Origin of the sequence: Paenibacillus albicereus (genome assembly GCF_012676905.1) — a bacterium.
Lineage (GTDB): Bacteria > Bacillota > Bacilli > Paenibacillales > Paenibacillaceae > Paenibacillus_O > Paenibacillus_O albicereus.
In genome coordinates, this window is the sequence record NZ_CP051428.1 from 1,291,490 (window position 1) to 1,314,980 (window position 23,491).

Annotated in this window: 15 protein-coding genes; 10 read left to right on the forward strand and 5 right to left on the reverse strand. The window is 66.8% G+C overall.

Translation table 11 applies throughout. The annotated features are described in order from the left end of the window. Positions 1 to 109 precede the first annotated feature (109 nt). Positions 110 to 1,291 carry a MalY/PatB family protein gene (locus tag HGI30_RS05650; RefSeq protein WP_168906750.1) on the reverse strand — a complete coding sequence of 394 codons (1,182 nt, stop codon included), beginning with the start codon at positions 1,289 to 1,291 and terminating at the stop codon, positions 110 to 112. A 236-nt stretch (positions 1,292 to 1,527) separates the two neighbouring features. On the opposite strand from HGI30_RS05650, the gene HGI30_RS05655 reads away from it, so the two are divergent. Continuing rightward, on the forward strand, positions 1,528 to 3,870 hold the full coding sequence (locus tag HGI30_RS05655) for a glycoside hydrolase family 95 protein (RefSeq protein ID WP_235680334.1): 2,343 nt from the start codon (positions 1,528 to 1,530) through the stop codon (positions 3,868 to 3,870). Between the two features lie 150 nt (positions 3,871 to 4,020). Here HGI30_RS05655 and HGI30_RS05660 read toward each other — a convergent pair whose 3' ends face one another. The 4 genes from HGI30_RS05660 to HGI30_RS05675 are packed head-to-tail and all read right to left on the reverse strand — an operon-like array spanning position 4,021 to position 8,641. After that, positions 4,021 to 5,136, reverse strand: a complete 1,116-nt coding sequence (locus tag HGI30_RS05660; RefSeq protein WP_168906751.1) for a Ger(x)C family spore germination protein — start codon at positions 5,134 to 5,136, stop codon at positions 4,021 to 4,023. Beyond that, positions 5,133 to 6,230, reverse strand: a complete 1,098-nt coding sequence (locus HGI30_RS05665; RefSeq protein WP_168906752.1) for a GerAB/ArcD/ProY family transporter — start codon at positions 6,228 to 6,230, stop codon at positions 5,133 to 5,135. The genes HGI30_RS05660 and HGI30_RS05665 overlap by 4 nt, the downstream gene beginning before the upstream one ends. Continuing rightward, the gene (locus HGI30_RS05670) at positions 6,227 to 7,594 is read right to left on the reverse strand and encodes a spore germination protein (protein ID WP_168906753.1); all 1,368 of its coding nucleotides are present in this window, start codon (positions 7,592 to 7,594) and stop codon (positions 6,227 to 6,229) included. The genes HGI30_RS05665 and HGI30_RS05670 overlap by 4 nt, the downstream gene beginning before the upstream one ends. Positions 7,595 to 7,630: 36 nt before the next feature. Further along, on the reverse strand, positions 7,631 to 8,641 hold the full coding sequence (locus tag HGI30_RS05675) for an AraC family transcriptional regulator (RefSeq protein ID WP_168906754.1): 1,011 nt from the start codon (positions 8,639 to 8,641) through the stop codon (positions 7,631 to 7,633). Positions 8,642 to 8,788: 147 nt separating this feature from the next. Between HGI30_RS05675 and HGI30_RS05680 the strand changes: the two genes are divergently transcribed. From HGI30_RS05680 to HGI30_RS05720, 9 genes are all read left to right on the forward strand, one after another. Next, positions 8,789 to 10,942, forward strand: coding sequence for a glycoside hydrolase family 52 protein (locus tag HGI30_RS05680; RefSeq protein ID WP_168906755.1), 2,154 nt, complete (start codon positions 8,789 to 8,791; stop codon positions 10,940 to 10,942). Beyond that, positions 10,923 to 12,983 (forward strand): alpha-glucuronidase family glycosyl hydrolase, encoded by a 2,061-nt coding sequence (locus HGI30_RS05685; protein WP_168906756.1) that lies wholly within the window; start codon positions 10,923 to 10,925, stop codon positions 12,981 to 12,983. Before HGI30_RS05680 ends, HGI30_RS05685 begins: the two co-directional genes overlap by 20 nt. An 85-nt stretch (positions 12,984 to 13,068) precedes the next feature. Continuing rightward, a complete protein-coding gene (locus tag HGI30_RS05690) occupies positions 13,069 to 14,010 on the forward strand; it encodes a Nif3-like dinuclear metal center hexameric protein (protein WP_168906757.1) in 942 nt (313 codons plus the stop codon). A gap of 12 nt (positions 14,011 to 14,022) precedes the next feature. Continuing rightward, on the forward strand, positions 14,023 to 15,183 hold the full coding sequence (locus tag HGI30_RS05695; protein ID WP_168906758.1) for a family 8 glycosyl hydrolase: 1,161 nt from the start codon (positions 14,023 to 14,025) through the stop codon (positions 15,181 to 15,183). Between the two features lie 72 nt (positions 15,184 to 15,255). Then, positions 15,256 to 16,854 carry a response regulator gene (locus tag HGI30_RS05700; protein WP_168906759.1) on the forward strand — a complete coding sequence of 533 codons (1,599 nt, stop codon included), beginning with the start codon at positions 15,256 to 15,258 and terminating at the stop codon, positions 16,852 to 16,854. Positions 16,855 to 16,870: 16 nt separating this feature from the next. Continuing rightward, complete coding sequence (locus HGI30_RS05705; protein ID WP_168906760.1) at positions 16,871 to 18,658, forward strand: sensor histidine kinase; 1,788 nt, start codon at positions 16,871 to 16,873, stop codon at positions 18,656 to 18,658. 117 nt (positions 18,659 to 18,775) lie between these two features. Then, complete coding sequence (locus tag HGI30_RS05710; RefSeq protein WP_168906761.1) at positions 18,776 to 20,497, forward strand: ABC transporter substrate-binding protein; 1,722 nt, start codon at positions 18,776 to 18,778, stop codon at positions 20,495 to 20,497. 201 nt (positions 20,498 to 20,698) lie between these two features. After that, positions 20,699 to 21,562 (forward strand): ABC transporter permease, encoded by an 864-nt coding sequence (locus HGI30_RS05715; RefSeq protein WP_235680412.1) that lies wholly within the window; start codon positions 20,699 to 20,701, stop codon positions 21,560 to 21,562. A gap of 15 nt (positions 21,563 to 21,577) precedes the next feature. Next, entirely contained in the window at positions 21,578 to 22,543 is a 966-nt protein-coding gene (locus HGI30_RS05720) for a carbohydrate ABC transporter permease (protein WP_235680335.1), read from the forward strand. Positions 22,544 to 23,491 lie beyond the last annotated feature (948 nt).

Below are 23,491 nucleotides of genomic sequence, written 5' to 3' on the forward strand. Positions count from 1 at the left end.
CCTGACAGCCCGCGTACGGGCTGTCCTTGCCGCCTATGCTACGGCCAGCCCGAAGCGCCGGCGCCAGCAGGCGAGCCCGCACCGGCAAGGCGCCGGCCTGCGCGCATCATCAGCGCGAGGCGCGCAGTTCCTGCACGGCGGCGGCGATGCGCCGCGCCGCCTCTTCGGCCGTGGCCCGGCTGCAGGCCGCGTTCAGCCGCATGAAGCCGGCGCCGCCCTCCACGAACGAGGAGCCGGGGCTAAGCTGGATCCGGGCCTTTTCAAGGAAGAAGCGATGAAGCTCGGCATCCGCCAGGCCGAGTCCGAGGCAGTCGAGCCAGAGCAGGTACGTCCCCTCCGGCGCCGCGACGGACAGCTCCGGCACGGAGCGCCCCAGCGCTTCGACGAGGAACTGCTGGTTGGCGCGGATGTAGGCGAGCGCCTCCTCGAGCCAGTCCTCCCCGCCTTCGTAGGCTCCGATGACGGCGGCGTGCCCGAGCGCGGAGATCGAGCCGAGCGCGCCGCGCTTCAGCTCGGCCGTCACCGCCGTCCTCAGCTGCGGGTTCGGAATCACCATGTTGGACGTATTCATGCCGGCGATGTTGAACGTCTTGCTCGGCGACGTGCAGACGAGCGCGAGCGCGGCCGCCTCCTCCGAGATCGAGGCGAACGGAACGAATCGGCCGGGCTCGAACACGAGGTCCGCATGGATCTCGTCGGACACGACGAGCACGCCGTGACGCCCGCACAGCTCGGCGACCCGCAGCAGCTCCTCGCGCGTCCAGACCCGGCCGACGGGGTTGTGCGGCGAGCAGAGGATGAGCAGCTTGACCCGCTCCTCCGCAAGCTGCTCCTCCAGCTGGGCGAAGTTCATCTCGTAGCGGCCGTCCTCGCGCCGCAGCAGAGGATTCAGCACGAGCTCGCGCCCGTTGTCCTCGACGACGGAGCGGAACGGCGGGTAGACGGGAGGCTGGATGACGACGGCATCTCCGGGCTGCGTGCAGGCGCGGACGATGACGGACAGCGAGACGACGACGCCGGGGCAGAAGCGCACCCACTCCGGCTGCGCCTGCCAGCCGTGGCGGCGGGCCATCCAGCCGGCTACGGCCTGCTTGTATGCCGCAGAGACGGTCGTATAGCCGAGCACGCCTCTGCCGATCCTCCGCTCGAGCGCGTCCAGCACGCTCGGCGGCGCGGGGAAGTCCATGTCGGCGACCCACAGGGGCAGGATGTCCTTGCCTTTGTGCAGGTCCCATTTTTCGGAAGCGATGCCTTCGAACGAAGGCGGGTTGTCGAACGTATGGCGGGTCATCGAAGGACTCCTCTCTTGCGGCAGCCCCTCGGGGCTGCTCGACGATGGGACGATCTCCCTCAGTCTACGGGAATGGATGCCGAAAAAAAAGGGAGTCCTGCCTCCTTCCCGCTGCCGAACAGCCGGGTCGTCCGGCGGGCACGTTCGATGAGAACGGTATCATAAGCCCGCGATCCATGCTAGAATCGGGGGTGAGATACCGATAACTCACTCCATGGAGAAGGAGCGACCGATCAATGAGCAACGATCAGCAAGCGGCCATGAGGAGGCTTGATCCCTCGTCCCGGGACAGCCTGTGGTACCGCTCTCCGGCGGAAGCGTGGACGGAGGCGCTGCCGATCGGCAGCGGCAAGCTGGGCGCGATGGTGTTCGGCCGGCTCGGCCAGGAGCGGATTCAGCTGAACGAGGATTCGCTCTGGTACGGCGGGCCGGGGATGAACGTCAGCCCCGACGCGGCGCGCGAGCTGCCGCGCATCCGGGAGCTGCTGCTCGCCGGCGAGCCGGAGCAGGCCGAGGAGCTGGCGATGGACGCGATGATGCTGCAGTCCGGCCATATCGCGCCGTACCAGACGCTCGGCGAGCTGCTGCTGCGCCTGCCGGGCGAGACGGCCGAGGCGGACGGCTACATCCGCGAGCTGCGGCTGGAGGACGGACGGGCCGAGACGCGCTGGACGTCCGGCGGAGCGCTGCATGTCCGCACCGTCTTCGCCAGCGAGCCGCATGGCGTCATCGCGGTCCGCTTGGAAAGCGGCGTGCCGGGCGGGCTGACCCTGCGCGCGGGAATGACGCGCCGGCCGTTCGAGGGGCGGCTGCAGCAGCTTGAGGACGGCGTCGCGATGACCGGCCAATGCGGTCCGGACGGCGTCTCTTATGCCGCCGTGCTGCGGGCGTCAGCCGAGGGAGGCTCCTGCCGCGTGCTCGGCGACGTCATTGCGGTCGACGGCGCGGACGCGGCGACGCTGTATGTGGCGGCGGCGACGACGTTCCGCTGCGGCGATCCGCTGCAGGCGAGCCTGGATGCCGCTCGGGCGGCGCTCGCCGACGGCTATGCCGAGGTGCTGCGCCGCCACCGGCAAGCCCATGGCGCGCTGTACGGGCGCGTCGGGCTGCAGCTCGGACCGGAGCCGGACTCCAGCTCGGCGGCATCGCCCGGCGCGGCCGCTGCCGAGCTGGAGCGGCTGCCGACGGACGAGCGGCTGCGGCGGCTGCGCGAGGGCGGGGAGGACCTCGGGCTGGAGCGGCTCTTTTTCCTGTACGGACGCTACCTGCTCCTCTCCAGCTCGCGCCCCGGCTCGCTGCCGGCGAACCTGCAGGGCGTCTGGAACGAAAGCTTCACGCCGCCGTGGGAGGCGGACTACCATCTCAACATCAACCTGCAGATGAACTATTGGCCGGCGGAGTCCTGCCATCTGGCGGAGACGCATGAGCCGCTGTTCGACCTGCTCGACCGGCTGCGCGAGAACGGAGCCCGCACGGCCCGCGAGATGTACGGGGCGGAAGGCTTCGTCGCCCATCACGCGACGAATCTGTGGGCGGACACCGGCATCGTCGGCGTCTGGGTGCCGGGCGTCATCTGGCCGATGGGAGGCGCCTGGCTGGCGCTCCATGCCTGGGAGCACTACCGCTACGGCCTGGACGAGGCGTTCCTGCGGGAGCGGGCTTACCCGGTCCTGCGCGACGCCGCCCGCTTCTTCCTGGACGCGCTCATCGAGGACGGCCGGGGGCGTCTCGTCACGGGACCGTCCGTCTCCCCGGAAAATACGTACGAGCTGCCGAGCGGAAACCGCGGCAGCCTATGCGTCGGGCCGTCGATGGACTCGCAAATCCTCCATCAGCTGCTGGGCGCCTGCATCGAGGCGGCGGAGCGGCTCGGCGTCGATGCCGGGCTGGCGGCCCGGTTCGCGGAAATCCGCTCGCGGCTGCCGCAGCCGGAGATCGGCCGCGCGGGACAGCTGCTGGAATGGTCGGAGGAGTACGGCGAGCCGGAGCCGGGCCATCGCCATATCTCCCATCTGTACGCGCTGCATCCGGGCGAGCAGATCACGCCGGAGGAGACGCCGGAGCTGGCGGCCGCGGCGCGGACGACGCTGGAGGGCCGGCTGCGCCACGGCGGCGGGCATACCGGCTGGAGCCGGGCCTGGATCAATCTGTTCTACGCCCGCCTGGCGGACGGCGAGGAGGCGCGCCGCCACTACCTGGAGCTGCTGCGGCATGCGGTGCATCCGAATCTGTTCGGCGACCATCCGCCGTTCCAGATCGACGCCAACTTCGGCGGCACGGCGGCGGTCGCCGAGATGCTGCTGCAATCGCACGGCGGCACGCTGAAGCTGCTGCCGGCGCTGCCGCAGGGATGGTCCGAGGGCCGGGCAAGCGGCCTGCGGGCGCGCGGCGGCGTGGAGTGCGACTTCGTCTGGAGCGAGGGCGCGCTGACGGAAGCGACGCTCCGCTGCGGCCCGGGAGGCGTCGTGCGCGTGCGGGGACCGGAGGGATGGACGATCGCAGGCGGAGCGAGCCGCTGGGCGGGCGGCATCCACGAGATCGAGGCGGCTCCCGGAGCGGCGATCCGCATCCGCGCGTAGGCGGGCGGCGTCCGAGGGCGATCCGCCGGGGAACCGGGCCGCCAAGCGGACAAGGGGCAGCTCCTGCAGGGCCGGTCGATGCGGCCTGGCAGGAGCTGCCCCTTTTTTGTGCGCCGATCTTCTCCGGGGCGCCGCGCCATCGCCGCCCGGCTAGGTCCGGAGGAATTCAAGCCCCGTATTGCGCAGGACGATGTGGAACGTGCAGCGGATGTCGGCCTGCCGGTACAGCTCGGGCCAGTCCTCCGGGCGGACGCGGTCGCGGAACCGGTTGCCGAAGCCGAAAATGTCCGCGCCCGCCTGCTGCGTCTTCTCCATCAAGCTCCGCGCCAGCCCCTCCAGCAGCAGCACCAGCTCCTCCTTGATCCTCTCCTCGCTGCGATGCTTGAAATGGGACTTGTCCAGCAAGGTGACCGACAGGCTGATCTCTACGTCGATGCGCGGCTTCTCGCTGTCCAAGCGGCTGCGGATGCGGGTTCGGTTATGGACGATGTTGAGATCGGAGCGGCTCATGAGCACGATCTCCGAATCGCTCAGCCGCTTGGCGATCATCTCGTACAGCAGCGACTCGTCCATCGTCAGCCTGCCGCCCATCTTCTCCCCATGGAAAAAGGCGTTGCCCACCTGGATGAAATCCTTCTTCTCCTGGCGCAGCACGGGAATGAGGTTGGCATGCATCGGGTCGTGCAGCTTGGCGTACACCTCCCAAAGCATCGTCTTGTTCTTGCGGGGGATGCCGCCGGCGTAGGGCTCGAAGTAGATTTTGGTGTAGATGCCCGGCAGCTCGCCCGCCGGATTCGGGCTTTCGAAGATGCTCTTCATGTCGCCCTGCACGATCGCGATGACCGCATCGAGCGGAACCGACCGCTCCCGCACCGCGAACTCCAGGTAAGGCAGCAGCCCGGCGCGCGCGCTCTGCTCGTCGAGGAACATCGCCCGCGTCGAGGAGACGTCGACCGCCTTGGGCAGCTTGTACTGCACCTTGTTGACCGCGTCCATGACGGTTGAGCCCTGCTGGCTGACCGAGAAGAAGGAGTTCTTGTGGTTGCCGTCCGAGGAGCTGGTCACCGGGATGCGGAACCAGACGTCGAGGCTGTTGGGGGACTTGAGATCAAGCCCCATCGCGCCGACGAGGAACCGGTTGTCCACATCCTTGGAATCCCAGCAGCCGCCTGCGACGAGCAGCGCGAGCAGGGCGGCGAGACACCCGGCCTGCCTGAGCCGAGCCGGCGCTCTCCGGCTTGTCGAGCTTCGTTCGGCCTGCCTCATGCCGCATCCTCCTTTGCCCGCTTGCTCCGCTGGACGATGAGCAGCAGCAGCGGAAACGCGAACAGCGCGTAGAGCCGCAGCGCGATGCAGTGGAACACCCAGCTCTCGACGTCCCTCCATTCCGGGATCAGCGTCGACAGCGCGAATACCGCGAGCGCGCCCCCGAGGATGAGCTTGTCCGCGGGCAGCCGCGGCCACAGCCCGCTGGCCATGCTGCCGATGGCCCGCAGCTTGAGCGCGAGGACGATCATGACGCTGAGCATGGTGGCGGACAGGAAGATGGCGGTCAGGTTCTCGAATACGATCCAGTACTGGTAGACGGAATCCATCTTGGTCACGAACGGAAACGTCAGGCGGGAGCCGAGCTCACGGCCGAACGTCAGCACGGGCAAGTAGACGAACGCGAGCACGAGCAGCGTGCCGGTTCCGAGCGACAGCAGATAGCCCTTGCGGAACTTGCGGCTGCTGCCGCTGTCGAAGCTGCCGCATAGCGCGACGAAGGTGAAGCCCATCCATAAAAAGGAGCCCCCGAAGAAGCCGCCGCTCAGCAGAAGGGCCGGGTCCGGCCTAAGCCAAGGGCCGCCGTAGTAGAGATGCGTGTTGATGAGCCCGACGAGCATCAAGAACAGCAGGATGAGGAAGGCCATCAGGAACAACGCTCTCGCCGCCCGGAAGATCGGAGGCAGGCCGGCCGCGGCCAGCAGCGCCGCCGGCGCGATCATGCCGTCGAGAAAGGCGATCGGCGTCGTCGGCAGCAGCGTCATCGACACGAGCTCGGAGAACGAGCGCAGCATGACGACGATCGCTCCGATCGCGAACAGCATCACGGGCAGCATGGCCAGCGAGGCGGCCGCCGGTCCGAGCAGCCCGCGCGTGTAGGGCACGAGCGGCTGGCCGCCGAGACGGCCGAGCACGCGGGCGTAGAGCAGGCAGCTGGCGGCGGAGGCGCCCGCCCAGAGGAGGATCGGCATCCAGAGCGACCCGCTCGTGCTGTTGATGACGAGGCTCGGATACAGGAAACCTCCCGTCGCGCCGAAGTAGAGGGCGAACAGGCAGAAATAGGCGTACGTCGAAAGGCGGGGCTGGGGCGTCATGCTCCACCGCCTTTCTTTTGCAGCAGCGGAGTCAGATAGGGGGTGCCGAACGACTCCAGGCTGCTCAGGTAAAAGACGAGGCAGGCGAGGCAGAACACGATGCCGAGCAGCCCGGCCACGGCGGCGCCGATGCAGGCGAAGTACTTGAGGATGCGCTGCACGAGCCCCATCTGGTAGTCGATGACGATGAAGTTCGTGATGGCCGTCGCCGCGACGATGATGACGAGCAGGTTGCTCACGATGCTGGCCTGGATGATCGCCTGGCCGAGCACGACGCCGCCGACCATCGTGACGGTCGCGCTGATCGCGTTGGGCAGCCGCGTGCCCGCCTCGGTGATGAAGTCGATGATGATGAGCATGAGCATCGTCTCGACGAACACGGGATACGGGACGCCCTCCCGGCTCGCCGCCGCGGCGAGGCTGATCTCCAGCCGGTTGACGTCGACGTTGATGGAGGTCAGGGCGATGTACAAGGCCGGCAGCGTGAGATTGCAGAGCATGGCCAGGAAGCGCAGCGCGTTGAGAAAGACGGAGACGAACGGATTGACGTACCGGTCCTCCGGCGAATGCCAGAAATCCGTATAGACGGCGGGAAGCAGCAAGGCGAACGGAGTGCCGTCGAGCAGGATGGCGAGCTTGCCCTGAAGCAGGTCGATGCTGACGCGGTCGGGCCGCTCGGTGAGGATGGCCTTGGGGAACAGCCGCGCCCAGCGCTTCGTGTCGAGCAGCCGGAGCAGCTCGCCGGTATCCTGCACGCCCTCCACCTTCAAGGCGCCCAGCGCGTCCTGGATGCGCCGCAGGCAGTCCGGGTCGGCCTTGTCCGCGAGGTGCAGAACCGCGCATTTCGTGCGGGTCACGCCGCCGATCTCGATCGTCCAGCTCTTGAGCTTCGAGCTGCGGATGCGCTGGCGGACGATCGCCGTATTGAGATCCAGATTTTCGTTGAAGGCGTACAGCGGCCCTTGCAGCACGTTCTCGGTGAACGGGGAGCCGAGGCTGCGCTGCTGCACCTCATGCAGGTTGAGCACGAGCCCGCGCGAGGAGCCTTGCAGGCAGAGGATCGCCATGCCGAGGCAGACGGCATGCTCGGCGCTGTCGTAGTCGGCCTCCTCGATCGCGGAGCCCTCGTACTGGCTGAGCCGCGATTCCAGCGTCCCCGCCTCCTCGGAGACGACGAAGCGGAGCTTGTCAGGCGAGGCGAGCGTGGTCAGGTAGCAAAGGCTCACCTCGCGTCCGCCGTCCTCGCCGATCTTGACGCAGATGTAGTCCTCGCAGCCGGCGAACAGGCGGCACAGCTCCTCCGAGAGGGAGCGCTCCGGCTCGTCGACGGTCCAGGTATGAAGGCTGGCGAGCAGAGCCGGCATGGCAAAGCCTCCCTTGGCAGAATGTGCTAACGGAGGTTATTCTGCGCGTTCGCCGCCGGAACTATGCAGCTGCCGCCGGCGGTAGGCCGACGGGGAGAGGCCCGTCCAGCGCTTGAACTGGCGGCTGAAGTGGGCGATGTCGCGATAGCCGAGCACCCCGGAGATCATCTGGATCGAATGCTTGGAGTCCGACAGCAGCTGCTTGGACTCGTGCAGCACGAGCGAGGACCAGTACGCCCGCGGCGACTGTCCGTACACCTCGCGGAATACCCGGCCGCAATGGGAGACGCTGATGCCGAGCTCGGCGGCGATCCGGCGCAGACCGCCCTGGCCGTCGGCATCGTCGCCCTCCTCCTCTCCTCGGCCGTCCGTGGCCGCGCTCGCGCCGGCCGCCCCCGGCCCGCGGGCATGGCGGAAGTTCAGGCTGGCCGCGCCCTGCAGCCGGGCGGCGATCTCCTGCGCCAGCTCCTCCTTGGCATACGAGGAGCGGGGAAGCTGCAGCAGCGATTCCGCCGTGATCGCGTCCCAGAGCATCGCGAACAGCTCGAACGCGGCCGCCTGCAGCCGCATCCGCGCGGCGACGGAGCCGGGGCCGTGGCCGGCTCCGGCCACGGCGCTCTGGGCGGGCTCCAGCATCTTGCGCAGCACCGGGCTCGCCTTGCGCGCGAGCTCGCTGTCGGCGCGGAACAGCGTCTGGTCGAGCCGTCCGAGCAGCGGCAGGAACAGCCGGTCGTCGAGATCGAAGTGCAGGCAGAAGTAGTCGAACGGCCGGCCGTCGCCGCTGCGGCTGCTGTGCCGCTCGCCCGGACGGATGAGCAGCAGGTCGCCGGGCGACTGGACGAGCTCGCGTCCGCCGACCGTCATGATCTGGCTGCCCGCGAGCAGGAAGTTGATCTCGTACTGGGGATGCTGATGCGAAGGATAGGACCAGTCCCCGCGCACCTCCCGCCGGTGGATGCCGAACAGGTTCAGCGTCGTCTTCACATCCGCGAACATCGTCTCCGACAAGACGGACCCGCCTTCGGGAGCCGGAACGGCCTCGGCCATGCGCCTTCATTCCTTTCGACGAGCCCTTTTTTTCCAGTATAAGGCTTAGCCTGATTTGGGTAAATAGTCGCCGGATTTGACCATTTCCGCCCTCTGGATGCCGTGTTAGGATAAACGTAATCGCTTTCATGGAAGGGGCTGTCCCGCTTGTCCGACAACCGGTTCTACAACGCTCACCACGCTCCGATCGGAGCTTTCGCCAGCTTCACGCTCGGCTATCCCGGCGCCAAAGGCGGGCTCGGCCTCGAGCTCGGCAAGCCGGCCGACCAGAACGTCTACATCGGCCTCCAGTCGCGCGACGGCTCGCGCTACGAGGCGCTGCCGTTCTTCGGCGAGCTGGGCGACGAGGCGGCGCGCTACGACGTCGAGAAAAAAGGCGCGGGAGGCCCGTCCTTGCTGCAGCCGTTCGACTTCGCCGCCATCCGCCGCAGCCTGGAGGCAGGCGAGGACGTCTGGGAAGCGGGCGACCTGACGTTCCGCATCCTCTCGCCGGTCCGTCCGGTGCCGGACCCGGCGGCGGCCTCGGAGGAGGAGCTGAAGGCCGCGCTCGTGCCGGCCGTATTCGCCGAGCTGACGGTGGACAATACGGCGGGCGTCGCGGCGCGCCGGGCGTTTTTCGGCTATGAGGGCAACGATCCGTACAGCGCGATGCGTCCGCTGGGGGGAGACGGCTTCTGCGGCGTCGGCCAGGGACGGATCACGGCGATCGCCGCTCCGCGCGCCCCGGGCGTGAGGACGGGCTTCGGCTTCTCGATGGAGAGCATCCTGACCGCCCGCCACGAGCAGCATCTGACGTTCGGGCTCGGCGGCACGGGCGCGCTGCTGCTCGACACGCCGGCGGGCGAGCGGCGCACGTTCCGCTTCGCGGTCTGCTTCTACCGGGGCGGCATCGCGACGGCCGGACTGGACGCATCTTATCTGTACACGCGCTGGTTCGGCCGCATCGAGGACGTCGCGGCCTACGCGCTGGAGCGCTTCGACGAGCTGGCGGACGACTGCCGCGCGGCGGAGGGCCGTTGGAGCGGCGGCCGCCTGTCGGCGGATCAGCGGTTCATGCTGAACCATGCGATCCACAGCTATTACGGCAGCACGCAGCTGCTGGAGGCGGACGGCGAGCCGCTATGGGTCGTCAACGAGGGCGAGTATCGGATGATGAACACGCTCGACCTGACGGCGGACCAGCTGTTCTTCGAGCTGGAGCTGAATCCGTGGACGGTGCGCAACGAGCTCGACTGGTTCGTCAAGCGCTACAGCTATTCCGATACGCTGCGCTTCCCCGGCGACGCTGAGGAGCATCCCGGGGGCATCGCCTTCACCCATGACATGGGCGTCGCCAACGTGTTCTCGCCGCCGGGCCGCTCGGCATACGAGCTGGCGGGCATCGACGGCTGCTTCTCGTACATGAGCCACGAGGAGCTCGTCAACTGGCTCTGCTGCGCCCTCGTCTACCTGGAGCAGACGGGCGACCGCGAATTCCTGGAGCGCGCGCTGCCGGTGCTGCAGGACGGACTCGACAGCATGCTGCGCCGCGACCATCCGGACCCGGCGCTGCGGAACGGCCTGATGGGCCTGGACAGCTCGCGCACGGACGGCGGAGCGGAGATCACGACGTACGACAGCCTCGACGTGTCGCTCGGCCAGTCCCGCAACAACATCTACATGGCGGGCAAATGCTGGGCGGTCTACGTCGCGCTCGAGAAGCGCTTCGCCGCCGAAGGGCTCGCCGGCCTCGCTGCCGAGGCGGGCGTTCAGGCCGACCGCGCGGCGGCGACGATCGCGGCGCAGCTGAACGATCGCGGCTACATTCCGGCCGTGATCGGCGAGAACAACGATTCGCGCATCATTCCGGCGATCGAAGGGCTCGTGTTCCCGTATTTCACCGGAGCGATGGACGCGCTTGATCCGGACGGCCGCTTCTCCGGCTACCTCGCGGCGCTCCGGACGCATCTGGCGACGGTGCTGCAGGAAGGGGACTGCCTGTTCCCGGACGGCGGCTGGAAGCTGTCGTCGACGAGCGACAACTCCTGGCTGAGCAAAATCTACCTCTGCCAGTTCATCGCCCGCGAGATTCTCGGTCTCCCGTGGGCGGAGCAAGGGGCGGCGGCCGACGCGGCCCATGCCGCCTGGCTCAAGCATACGGAGCTGTCGTACTGGGCGTGGAGCGACCAGATCCTCGCCGGCGAGATCATCGGCAGCAAGTATTATCCGCGCGGCGTGACCGCGATCCTATGGCTGCGCGAGGGCGAGAGCCGCGCGCGCGCGGCGGAAGGAGGCGAGCGCGATGCGGCACGCGCAGGCTGAGCCGGGCAGCGGCTACGACGCTTGGCTCGGCGCGCCTCCGGCGAGCGGAGATGCCCGGCGGCAGGCGCTGGATCGCATGGCGTTCCTCCATGCCCCCGAGGAGGCGGCGCCGATCCGGGCCGCGCTGGCGGAGCTGCGCGCCGCGGCGATCGCCCTGACCGGCCGCGAGCCTCGGCCGGAGCCGGCGCCAGAGGGCGGCCGCGGCATCGTGCTCGGCACGCCGGCCGGCTGCCCCGAGGCGGCGGCCGCCTGGGACGGCCTGCCGGATGATCCGGCAGGCGAGAGCTACCGCCTCGTCGAGCGCGGCGGCATCGTCGTCGTCGCCGGCTCCGGTCCGGCCGGCGTGCTGTACGGCGCGTTCCACCTGCGCCGCCTGCTGCGCTCGGGCGCGCCTCTGGGCGGGCTCGACGTCGCCGAGCGGCCGGCGAATGCGCTGCGCATGATCAACCAATGGGACAACGCCGACGGCAGCGTCGAGCGCGGCTATGCGGGCCGCTCGATCTTCTACCGGGACGGCGAGTTCGTCCGGGACCGCACGCGCATCCGCGACTACGCCCGCCTGCTCGCCTCGGCCGGCATCAACGCGCTGGCGATCAACAACGTCAACGTGCATGCCCGCGAGACGCGCTTCATCGGCGAGGAGGACCTGCCGAGCGTGGCGGCCGTGGCCGACATCCTGCGCGGCTGGGGCATCCGCCTGTACCTGAGCGTCAACTTTGCCGCGCCGGTCGAAGGCGGAGGCCTGGACACGGCCGACCCGCTCGACGAGGAGGTGCGGAGCTGGTGGCGCGAGGCGGCGGACCGCGTCTACCGTTACGTCCCGGACTTCGGCGGGTTCCTCGTCAAGGCCGACTCGGAATTCCGGCCCGGCCCGTTCACGTACGGCCGCGACCATGCGGACGGCGCCAACATGCTGGCGGACGCGCTCGCGCCGCATGGCGGCCGGGTCGTCTGGCGCTGCTTCGTCTACGACTGCCGCCAGGACTGGCGCGACCGCGTCACGGACCGGGCGCGGGCGGCGTACGACCATTTCATGCCGCTCGACGGCCGTTTTCGCGACAACGTGTTCCTGCAGGTGAAGAACGGCCCGATGGACTTCCAGGTCCGCGAGCCGGTGTCGCCGCTCATCGGGGCGATGCCGCGCACGAACCTGCTCGTCGAATTCCAGATCGCGCAGGAGTACACGGGCCAGCAGCGGCATCTGTGCTACCTCGTGCCGCAGTGGAAGGAAGCGCTCGACTTCGACACGCAGCGGAAGGGCGAAGGCTCGACCGTGAAGCGGATCGCGAGCGGCGAGCTGCACGGCCGCCCGGCGGGAGGTCTCGCCGCCGTCTCCAACATCGGGGACGACGCCAACTGGACCGGGCATCTGCTCGCGCAGGCGAACCTGTACGGCTTCGGCCGCCTCGCCTGGCAGCCGGAGCTGTCCGCAGAGGCGATCGCCCGGGAGTGGGCGGAGCTGACGCTGGGCGACCGCCCGCAGGCGGCGGATGCCGTCTGCGGCATGCTGCTGCGGTCGTGGAGCATCTACGAGTCGTACACCGCTCCGCTCGGCGTCGGCTGGATGGTCAAGCCGCATCATCACTACGGGCCGGATGTCGACGGCTACGAGTATTCGATGTGGGGCACGTACCATTTCGCCGACCGCGACGGCATCGGCGTCGACCGCAGCTCCGCAAGCGGCACCGGCTACGCGGCGCAGTACGGCGAGCCGGTCGCCCGCCTCTACGAGTCGCCGGAGACGACGCCCGACGAGCTGCTGCTGTTCTTCCACCATGTGCCGTACACGCATCGGCTGCGATCGGGCAAGACGGTCATCCAGCATATCTACGACTCCCGCTTCGAGGGAGCGGAGCGTGCGCAAGGGCTGCTCGAAGACTGGGAGTCGCTGCGCGGCCACGTGCCGGAGCCGGCGTTCTCCGAGACGCTGGAGCGGTTCCGCCATCAGGCGGAGCATGCGCGCGAGTGGCGCGACGTCATCAACACGTATTTCCGGCGCAAGAGCGGCATGCCGGACGAGCGGGGCCGCACGATCTACTAGGGCTTGCCGTGGGGGCGACGGTCCTGGCGGGAGCCGGGCGAAAGCTCCTATGGCGAAAGACGAGCCATATAAGGAGGAGCTGTTCATGCCATGGACGATCGGAGAGGCCGTACGCCGCATCATGCAGCCGGACCTGGAGGCGGAAGGCCTCGGCAGACCGGACGGCCCGACTGGAGTCGGCAGCCCGCCCGCAGCTGGCAGCGTGCCGGCTGCCGGCAGCGTACCGGCATCTGGCAGCGTGCCCGCAGCCGGCGATATGCCCGGAGCCGGCAGCCCGCCGCCGCCGCGCGGCGGCTCGGACGGCCTGCTCGCCGGCGATCCGGAGCGGACGCTGGCCGGCATCGCCGTATCGTTCGCCGCGTCGGTGGACGCGCTGGAGCGGGCGCGGGACGCCGGGGCGAACCTGCTCGTCGTCCACGAAGGCCTCTACTTCAGCCATCATGCGGATGCCGCCTGGACGGCGGACAGCGGGGCCGCGCAGGCGAAGCGGCGCTGGATCGAGGCGAGCGGCATGGCGGTTTTCCGCTGGCATGACGGGCCGCACCGGCTGCGGCCGGACCTCATCACGGAGGGGCTCGTGCGCCGGCTCGGCTGGGCGGACGCCGTCCATCGGACGCTGCCGGAGGCGACGATCGTCCGGCTGCCGGAGCCGGTGAGCGCGATGGAGGCGGCGGAGCGCGCCAAGCGGACGCTCGGCGCGCGCGGCGTGCGGGCGGCCGGCGACCTGGCTCATCCGTGCCGCACGGTCGCGGTCACGGCCGGCTATCGCGGCGGCGGCGAGCTGGCCGCCCGGCTGTACGAGCAGCATGGCGCGGAGCTGCTGCTCGCGGGCGAAGGGCCGGAATGGGAGGCGCCGGAGTACGTGCGGGACGCGGTCCGGCTCGGTCGCCGCATCGCGCTCCTGTACGTCGGGCACGCCGCCAGCGAGCAGCCGGGCATGGAGCTGGCCTCGGAGCGGATCAGCAGGATGCTGCCGGGCGTGCCGGTTCAATTTCTGAACGAACGGGAAGGAATCGAGACCATCTGAGGGGGAATCGGCATGACGGAAGCGAGAACGGGAGTAAGAAACGGAGCGTTCCATACCGGGACCTACCGCAACGTATTCCGCGAGGCGGGCTACGGGGAGGAGGAGATTGCCGCGCGGCTCGCGCAGACATGGCGGGAGCTGTTCGAGGAAGGCGACGAGACGCGCATCTACTACGAGACGGATGACGGGATGGGCTACCTGCTCGATACGGGCAATCTCGACGTGCGCACCGAGGGCATGTCCTACGGCATGATGATGGCCGTGCAGCTCGGCCATAAGGACACGTTCGACCGCATCTGGCGCTGGAGCTGGCAGTACATGCACATGAAGGAAGGACCGGGAGCCGGCTACTTCGCCTGGTCCTGCCTGCCGGACGGCACGCGCAACTCGAACGGCCCCGCTCCCGACGGAGAGGAGTACTTCGCGCTCGCGCTGCTGTTCGCCTCGCATCGCTGGGGCGACGGCGAGCATCCGCTCGACTACGGCGCCAAGGCGCGCGAGCTGCTGAGCGTCTGCATCCACAAGGGCGAGGACGGCGCCGGCGATCCGATGTGGAATCCGGACAACAAGCTCATCAAGTTCGTGCCGAGCGCGGAATACAGCGATCCGTCCTATCATCTGCCGCATTTCTACGAGCTGTTCGCGCTCTGGGCCGACCCCGCGGACCGGCCGTTCTGGCAGGAGGCGACGGAGGCGAGCCGGGCGTACATCCGCCTGTCCTGCCATCCCGAGACGGGGCTCTCGCCCGAATACGCCCATTACGACGGCACGCCCAACGACGAGCGCGGCTACGGCAAGTTTTTCAGCGACGCCTACCGCGTCGCGGCCAACATCGGGCTCGACTGGGAATGGTTCCGCGCCGATCCGCAGCAGCCGGCCATCGCCGGCCGCATCCAGTCGTTTTTCGCGGACAAGGAGCCGGACGACTATCGGCGCTACTTCATCGACGGGACGCCGCTCGAAGAGAAAGCGCTTCATCCGGTCGGGCTGCTCGCGACGAACGCGGCCGCCTCGCTGGCGGCGGGCGGCGAGCTGGCGCTCGAGACGGTCCGCCGCTTCTGGGAGACGCCGGTTCGGACCGGCGAGCGCCGCTATTACGACAACTGCCTCTACCTGTTCGCCATGCTGGCACTGAGCGGGCGCTACCGCATCTGGATGCCGGAGCGCGGATAGCGGCGAGTCCGGCAGGCTCCGCCATAGCTGCGCCATACGGATCGATTCCATTCAAGCGGAGGAGGAGTGGCCATGCACAAGGTCATGCTCGTCGACGACGAAGGGTACGCGCGGCAAGGACTGAAGACGATGATCGACTGGAAAGGCTGCGGCTACGAGGTATGCGGCGAGGCGGAGGACGGCGAGGAGGCGCTGCGCCTGATCGGCGAGCTGTCGCCGGATCTGGTCATCACCGATATCCGCATGCCGGAGGTGAGCGGGCTGGAGCTGATCCGATCCGTGCGCGAGCAGGGCAACGAGCGCGTCAAGTTCATCATCGTCAGCGGCTACGGGGATTTCGCCTACGCGCAGCAGGCGATCAAGTTCGGCGTCCGCGACTTCATCCTGAAGCCGGTCGACGACGTGGAGGTGACGGACGCGCTGCGGGAGCTGGCCGGGCAGATCGAGAAGGATGCGCGCGAGGCCGGAGCGGCCGTCCCGCCGATCCGCTCGGCGCTCGACAAGCTGCTGCGCGGCGAGCCGCCTCGGGACGCAGGGACGGCATACGCCCGCCTGCTCGGCGTGCCGGAGCGCGCCCCGTGCGGCTATCTGCTCGTCGAGGCGCACCCGTCCCCGGACGCAGTCAAGGCCGGCGCCGACAATGCCGAGGCGGAGGCGGACGCTCAAGGGGAGGACCGCCTCGCCGAGGCGATCTCCGCCGCTGCGGCCGCGCTCGGGCTGAAGCATGACCCGAGCTGCGTCGACCGGTCCGCGCCGGGCTTGTACGGCTTCCCCGTGCATCCCGATCCAGCCGCCGGAGCGGCGCTCGAAGGGCTGGCGGAGCGGCTGGCGGTCCGTCTCGGCGCCCGGCTGGGCCGGCTGTTCACCGTCTATGCGGGCTGTCCGGCCGAGTCGCCGTCCGGGCTGCGCGCCTCCCGGCAGGAGGCGCTGGAGGCGATGCAGTACCGGTTCGCCTACCCGGAGCGGCGCGCGTTATGCCGAAGCGCCTTGAACGGGGAGGAGCTGAGGCGGATGGAGCTGGAGCCGTCCGAGCATGCCGCTCTGAACGAGCGGCTTGAAGACGGCGATCCGCTCCGCCGGCAGGAAGCGGTGCGCCGCCTCTTCGAGCGGTTCCGGGAGCAGCGCTTCGCCCCGGATGCGGTCCATCACGCGCTCAGCCGCTTCGCGTTCAGCGCGATCGCCGCGATCCGCTCGCTCGGCGGCGACGAGAAGGAGCTGCGCTCGCTCGAGCCGCTGCTCGCCTGGCGCGAGGAGCCGGTCTCGCCGGACGGCCTGCGGGAGCGGTTCGCGGCCTTCGCCGAAGAGAGCCAGGAGCTGGCGAGCCGGCTGCGGAGCCGCAGCGCCAAGGGAGACATCGCTCGCATCAAGCAGTACATCGACAGCCGTTTTCACGAGGACATCAGCCTGAAGAGCATCGCGGCCCGCTTCTACCTCAATCCGGTCTATCTGGGGCAGCTGTTCAAGAAGAGCTACGGCGTCTACTTCAACGATTACCTGCTCCAGCTGCGCATCCAGCAGGCGAAGCTGCTGCTGCGGCGGACCGACAAGCGGGTGTACGAGATCGCCCGCTCCGTCGGCTTCGACAACCCGGACTACTTCATCTGCAAGTTCGAGAAAGTCGAGGGCAAGTCGCCGACCTCCTACCGCAACGAGCTGAAGACGAGTTCATGACGGAAAGGATGACCCCATGCGATTCAGCTTGAACCACGTCCGGCTCCGCAAGAAGATGCTCATCGTCTACGTCGTCTGCGTGCTCGTTCCGATCGTGCTGACGAACATCGTCTTTTATCAGGTGACGACCCACAACGTCCGCCAGCAGAAGCTGAGCGACATCTCGGCGGCCATGGACCAGGTCCGGCGCGACTTCCTCGACCAGATGGATGTCGCGGCCGGAATTTCGTCTATTTTCTATACCGACGCCAGGTTCAACGAGGCGATCGAGCGGTCCTATGCGACCTCCTCCGACTATGTGGACGCCTACTATGCGGACATCTATCCGACGATGTACCGCTATTCGCCGATCTACAAGGCGATCCGCGACGTCGCCGTCTACAGCGCCAATCCGACGATCGTCGGCGGCGGCGGCATTCGGCCGATCACCGAGGAGGTGGAGGCCGCCTCCTGGTACCAGGCGCTCGCGCTCGGAGGAGGGGGCGGCACGCCGATCGTCGTCCGCAGCGTCAGCCAGACGTCCCACGGACCGGAGACGGTGTTCAGCTTCGTGCGCCGCCTCGACTATTTCGGCGAGAAGCACGGCCGCTATCCGATCCTCAAGATCGACATCGGCTACGGCGCCATCAGCGCGCTGCTGCGCAATGCGACGCTCCAGGGGGACGTCTATCTCGTCGGAGGAGACGGCCGGATCCTGACGGCGGCGGGCAGCGCGGAGCGGCAGCAGGAGCTCGCGGCATTTCGCCCCGAAGCGCTCGCCGCAGACGCGATCTCGGTGCGCAAGCCGATCGACAACGTCGACTATTTGCGCGGCTGGAGCATCGAAGGCGCCTTCCCCGAGCACCGGGTGCTGCAGGACGTGTACAAGTCCCGCAACCTGGTCGTCTATCTCGCCCTGCCGAACGTCATCGTGCCCACGCTCGTCATCCTCTGGTTCACCCGCTCGCTCAGCTCGCGGCTCGCCCGCATCCTGCACCAGATGAAGAGGGTGCGCAACCATTCGTTCGAGCCGGTCGCTCCGCCCGACTACCGCGACGAGATCGGGCAGCTTACCCGCGAGTTCAACCGCATGACGCTGCAGATCAAGAGCCTGATCGACGACGTCTACCTGGCCGACATCCTGCGCAAGGATCTGGAGATCAAGCGCAACCAGGCGCAGCTGCACGCCTTGCAGAGCCAGATCAATCCGCATTTCCTGTTCAACGCGCTCGAGACGATCCGCATGCGCAGCCTCATCAAGAAGGAGGAGGAGACGGCCAAGATCATCCACAACATGGCCAAGATCTTCCGCCGCTCGCTCTCGTGGGACCGGGACTGGATGACCGTTCGAGAGGAGCTTGAGCTGATCCACTGCTTCCTCGAAATCCAGAAGTACCGGTTCGGCGACAAGCTGGACTATGCCGTCGAGGCGGATGACGAGGCGCTGGAATGGCTCGTGCCGAAGATGTCCGTGCTGCCCTTCGTCGAGAACGCCAGCATCCACGGCATCGAGAAAAGCAAGCGCGGCGGCAGCATCCGGCTGCTGTTCCGCGTCGAGGGCAGCGCGCTCGTCGCCGAGGTCGCGGACGACGGCGCCGGCATGGAAGCGGAGGAGCTGGAGGCGATTCGCGGCAGCCTGGAGCGGGATGAGCCGTTCGGCGACCATGTCGGCATCCAGAATGTCTATCGCCGGCTGCGCCTCTACTACGGCGAGCGCTTCGAGCTGCGGATGGACAGCGTCCGCCGCAAGGGCACGAGCGTGCGCATCCGGCTCCCGCGCCGCGGCGAGGAAGGTCCGTCCGACGAGCCCGGCGGCAACTCCTAAACTTTTTAGGGTAGAAGCTAAAGTTTGAAGGGGTGCCGCTAAAGCGCTTTCGCTTTAAGATGAAAGTGCTTACACAACAGGCTGACATTCACGGACGATAGGAAGGGGAGCAAAGAGATGGTCAAGACGAAAAAAAGCTTGCTGGTCCTCGCCGTAGCGATGGCCACGGCGCTGGCGGGCTGCAGCGGCGGCAACGGCGGCAACGCCGGCAACGCGGGCAATAGCGGAGGATCGGCAGCCCCGGAAGCATCGGCGAACGCAGGCTCGGGCGGAGAGGCGGCCGCAGCGAAGGAGCCGGCTACGTTCACGTATTTCAACGCCGGCGCCCAGGTTCCGAACATCGACTCCAACAAAACGAAGATCGGCAAGCTGCTGGAAGAGCAGACCGGCGTCAACTTCAAGCTCCAGTACCCGGTCGGCGACGTCAATACGAAGATCGGCACGATGATCGCGAGCGGCGACTATCCGGACGTCCTCTCCCCGGACACGGCCATCGACAAAGTGCTCGACGCCAAAGCGTTCATCCCGCTGAACGAGCTGATCGAGAAGCATGGCCCGAATCTCCAGCGCGTCTACGGTCCGTACATGAACCTGATGAAGGCCGAGGACGGCAACATCTACTTCCTGCCGTTCAGCCCCGTCGTAGGGGAATACATCTCCAACCCGACTATCGAGCAGGGCGCGTTCTTCATCCAGCGCCGCGTGCTGAAGGAAGCCGGCTATCCGAAGATCAAGACGCTGGACGAATACTTCGACCTGATCGAGACCTACCAGGCGAACAACGCCGGCGAAAAGCTGACCGGCTTCACCTCGCTCATCTACGACTGGCGCACGATGGGCATCTTCAACCCGCCGATGCATCTGGCCGGCTATCCGAACGACGGCGACGTCATCGTCGACATGGCGAGCCACGAGGCAAAAGCGTACTCGAACACCGACAACACGAAAAACTGGCTGAAGAAGCTGAACGAGGTCAACAGCAAAGGGATTTACGACGAGTCCTCGTTCGTCAACAACTATGACCAGTACCTGGCGAAAATCTCCTCCGGCAGCGTGCTCGGCTTCTTCGATTACGGCTGGCAGGTGAACCAGGCGCTGCAGAACATCAAGAAGACGGGCAACGACGACATCGACTACATGCCGCTGCCGATCGTGTTCGACGGCGTCGAGAAGGACCAGTACCTCGACCCGCCGTCCTTCGTCAACAACCGCGGCGTCGGCATCACGACGTCGGCCAAGGATCCGGTGCGCATCATCGAGTTCTTCGACAACATGCTGAAGGAAGAGAACCAGGTGCTGATCCAATGGGGCGTCAAGGGCGAGGAGTACGAGGTGGACGACAAAGGCCGCTACTACCGCACGCCGGAGCAGATCGAGATGCTCAAGGACAACAAGACGCAGGAAAGCATCGGCTTCTCCTACTTCAACTACAGCTGGCCGATGTACGGCGGCGGCTCCACGCTGTCCGACGGCAACTCCTTCAACGCCGGCCGCCAGCCGGAGGTCGCGCAGGCTTCGTTCACCGAGGGCGACAAGCTGATTCTCGAAAAATACGGCGCGAAGACGTTCTCCGACCTGTTCGCGAAGCCGGACGAGCGTCCATGGTATCCGGCTTGGAGCATTTCGCTGGAGCAAGGCTCGCCGGCGCAGATTTTCACGCAGAAGTCCAAGGACCTCAAGCTCAAATACTTCTCCAAGCTCGTGCTGGCGAAGCCGGAGCAGTTCGACGGAATCTGGGAGGATTACCTCAAGGAATTCAACAAGCTCGACGTGAAGGCCTACGAGGATACCATGACCAAGGAAGTCGCCGCGAAGATCGCCAAGACGCAAGGCAACTAAGAACAGGCTGAATGGTTTCGGACCGGACCGGGTCAGTCGCACCGGTCCGGTTTTTGCCGATCGGCCTGCCGGTTGGATAGGAGAGGAGAGTTTGCGATGCCGAGCCAAGAAACCGCCGCCGTCCCGGCCGTCCCCGACGCGGAGCCGGGCAAGGTCAGACGCTGGTTCAAGACGCTGTCCAAACAGAAGGCGCTGGTGCTCATGTCGGTGCCGTTCGTCATCTGGATTTTCATCTTCAAGTACGTGCCGCTGTGGGGCTGGACGATCGCCTTCCAGCATTACCGCCCGAACCTCGGCATGCTCGAGCAGGAATGGGTCGGCCTGGAGCAGTTCCGCTTCCTGTTCTCCGACGATTCGTTCCTGCGCGTCCTGCGCAACACGCTTGCGATGGCCGTCATCAAGCTGGTGCTCGGCTTCTTCACCGCCATCGGCCTCGCGATCCTGCTCAACGAGGTGCGCATCGCCTTCTTCAAGCGCGCCGTGCAGACGATCAGCTACCTGCCGCACTTCATCTCCTGGGTCGTGGCGGCCAACATCATCTCGACGGCGCTGTCGATCGACGGCGGCATCGTCAACGAGCTCTTGATGTGGCTCGGCGTCATCGACCGGCCGATCATGTGGCTCGGCGTCGGGCATTACTTCTGGGGCATCCTCGGCGCCTCCGAGGTGTGGAAGGATGTCGGCTGGAACACGATCGTCTATCTCGCGGCGATGACGATGATCGACCCGTCGCAGTACGAGGCGGCCGAGATCGACGGCGCCAGCCGGCTGCAGCGCATCCAGCACATCACGCTGCCGGGCCTCAAGCCGGTCATCGTCATCCTGCTCATCATGAACCTCGGCAGCATCCTCGAGACGGGCTTCGAGCCGCAGTACCTGATGGGCAACGGCATGAACGCCGACTATTCCGAGAACTTGGAAATCTTCGTCCTTAAATACGGCATCTCGATGGGCAACTTCTCGCTCGCGACCGCAGCCGGCATCTTCAAGACGGTCGTCAGCTTCATCCTGCTGTTCGGAGCCAACTCGCTGGCGAAGCGGCTCGGCGAGCAGAGACTGTTCTAAAAGGAGCGACCGATCATGGCCATGCCATCAGCCCAGCGGGCAGGAGCGGGCAAGAAGCCCGACAAGCCGCGCAAGGTGTACAAACGGTTCCAATCTCCGGGAGACCGCCTGTTCGACCTGTTCAACTTCATCTTCCTGTCGCTGCTCGTCGTCGTCACGCTCTATCCGTTCCTCAACACGCTGGCCGTGTCGCTGAACGATGCCAACGACTCCATCCGCGGCGGCATCTACCTGCTGCCCCGCGACTTCAGCCTCGACAACTACAAGTACGTGTTCCAGGAAGCGACGATCTTCCATGCGACGCTGATCTCCATCCTGCGGACGGCGATCGGCACCGTGGTCACGGTGTTCTGCTCCGCGATGGTCGCGTATACGATCAGCCGGCCGGAGTTCCTGCTGCGGCGCTTCGTGACGGTGACGTTCATCCTCACGATGTACCTCAACGGCGGCCTCATCCCGAACTACCTGCTCATGCGCGACCTGGAGCTGATCGGCAGCTTCTGGGTGTACATCGTGCCGGGCATCATCGGCGTGTTCAACATGATCGTCATCCGGTCCTTCATCGAAGGGCTGCCCGAGGGCATCATCGAGTCGGCGCGCATCGACGGAGCGGGCGAGTTCCGTACGTTCATGCAGATCGTCATCCCGCTGGCGCTGCCGGCGCTCGCCACGGTCGCGCTGTTCACCGGCGTGTTCCAGTGGAACTCGTGGTTCGACGTCTTCCTGTACAACTCCGAAAAGGCCAACCTCAGCACGCTTCAATACGAGCTGATGAAGATGCTGGCCAACTCGAACTCGAACTCGTCGATGACCTCGGCCTCGGCGTTTGCGAACAGCGCGAGCGGCAGCGCGAACTTCGTCACGCCGAGCTCGATCCGCGCGACGATGACGATCGTGGCGAGCCTGCCGATGATTATCGTCTACCCGTTCCTTCAGAAATACTTCGTCAAAGGCATGACCGTCGGCGGCGTGAAGGGCTGAGCCGACGGCTGCCGCCCGGCGAAGCCGCAGGCCGGCGGCGAAGGCCGCTGCGCGGCGGGCGCGATGGCCGCGCGCGGCAGGCGCGAATGGCCCTCGCAGGGCGGGCGCGAATGGCCCTCGCGCGGCAGGGCTAACGTAACCCCCTCTGCTCGGAAGCTTGGCTTCCGCCAGCGGGGGTTTTTGGCTTACTCCGCCGCTTTACGGACGAGCCTTCATCCATTTTCATAGCAAGCGACATGGCTCGCCTTGCCGCGCTCTCCGCTAACTCGATTTTTTCGGCTTAGCGCCTGCCGGAAGCCTTCGTTGGAGCGCTTGAACTCGATTAATTCGAGTTAAATGACCCCTGGTGCCCAGCAGGAAGCCCAGTAACTCGATTTATTCGAGTTAAAGCCACTTCAATGTCCACCACGAAGCCCAGTAACTCGAATGTTTCGACTTAGCGCCTGCCGGAAGACGAGCTCGCAACCAACGAACTCGGTTTTTCCGCGCAACGTCGGTGCTGGAGCAGCAGAGGAGGCGAGTTACTCGGTTTATCCGAGCAACGCCGGTGCTAGAGCCGCAAAAGGAGCGGAGTTACTCGGTTTATCCGAGCAACGTCGGTGCTGGAGCAGCAGAGGAGGCGAGTTACTCGGTTTATCCGAGCAACGCCGGTGCTGGAGCCACAGATGGAGCGAAGTTACTCGGTTTATCCGCGCAACGTCGGTGCTGGAGCGGCAGAAGGAGCGGAGTTGCTCGGTTTTTCCGAGCAACGTCGGTGCTGGAGCCGCAAAAGGAGCGGAGTTACTCGGTTTATCCGCGCAACGTCGGTGCTGGAGCAGCAGAGGAGGCGAGTTACTCGGTTTATCCGCGCAACGCCGGTGCTGGAGCCGCAAAAGGAGCGGAGTTACTCGGTTTATCCGCGCAATGCCGGTGCTGGAGCAGCAGAAGGAGCGAAGTTGCTCGGTTTAT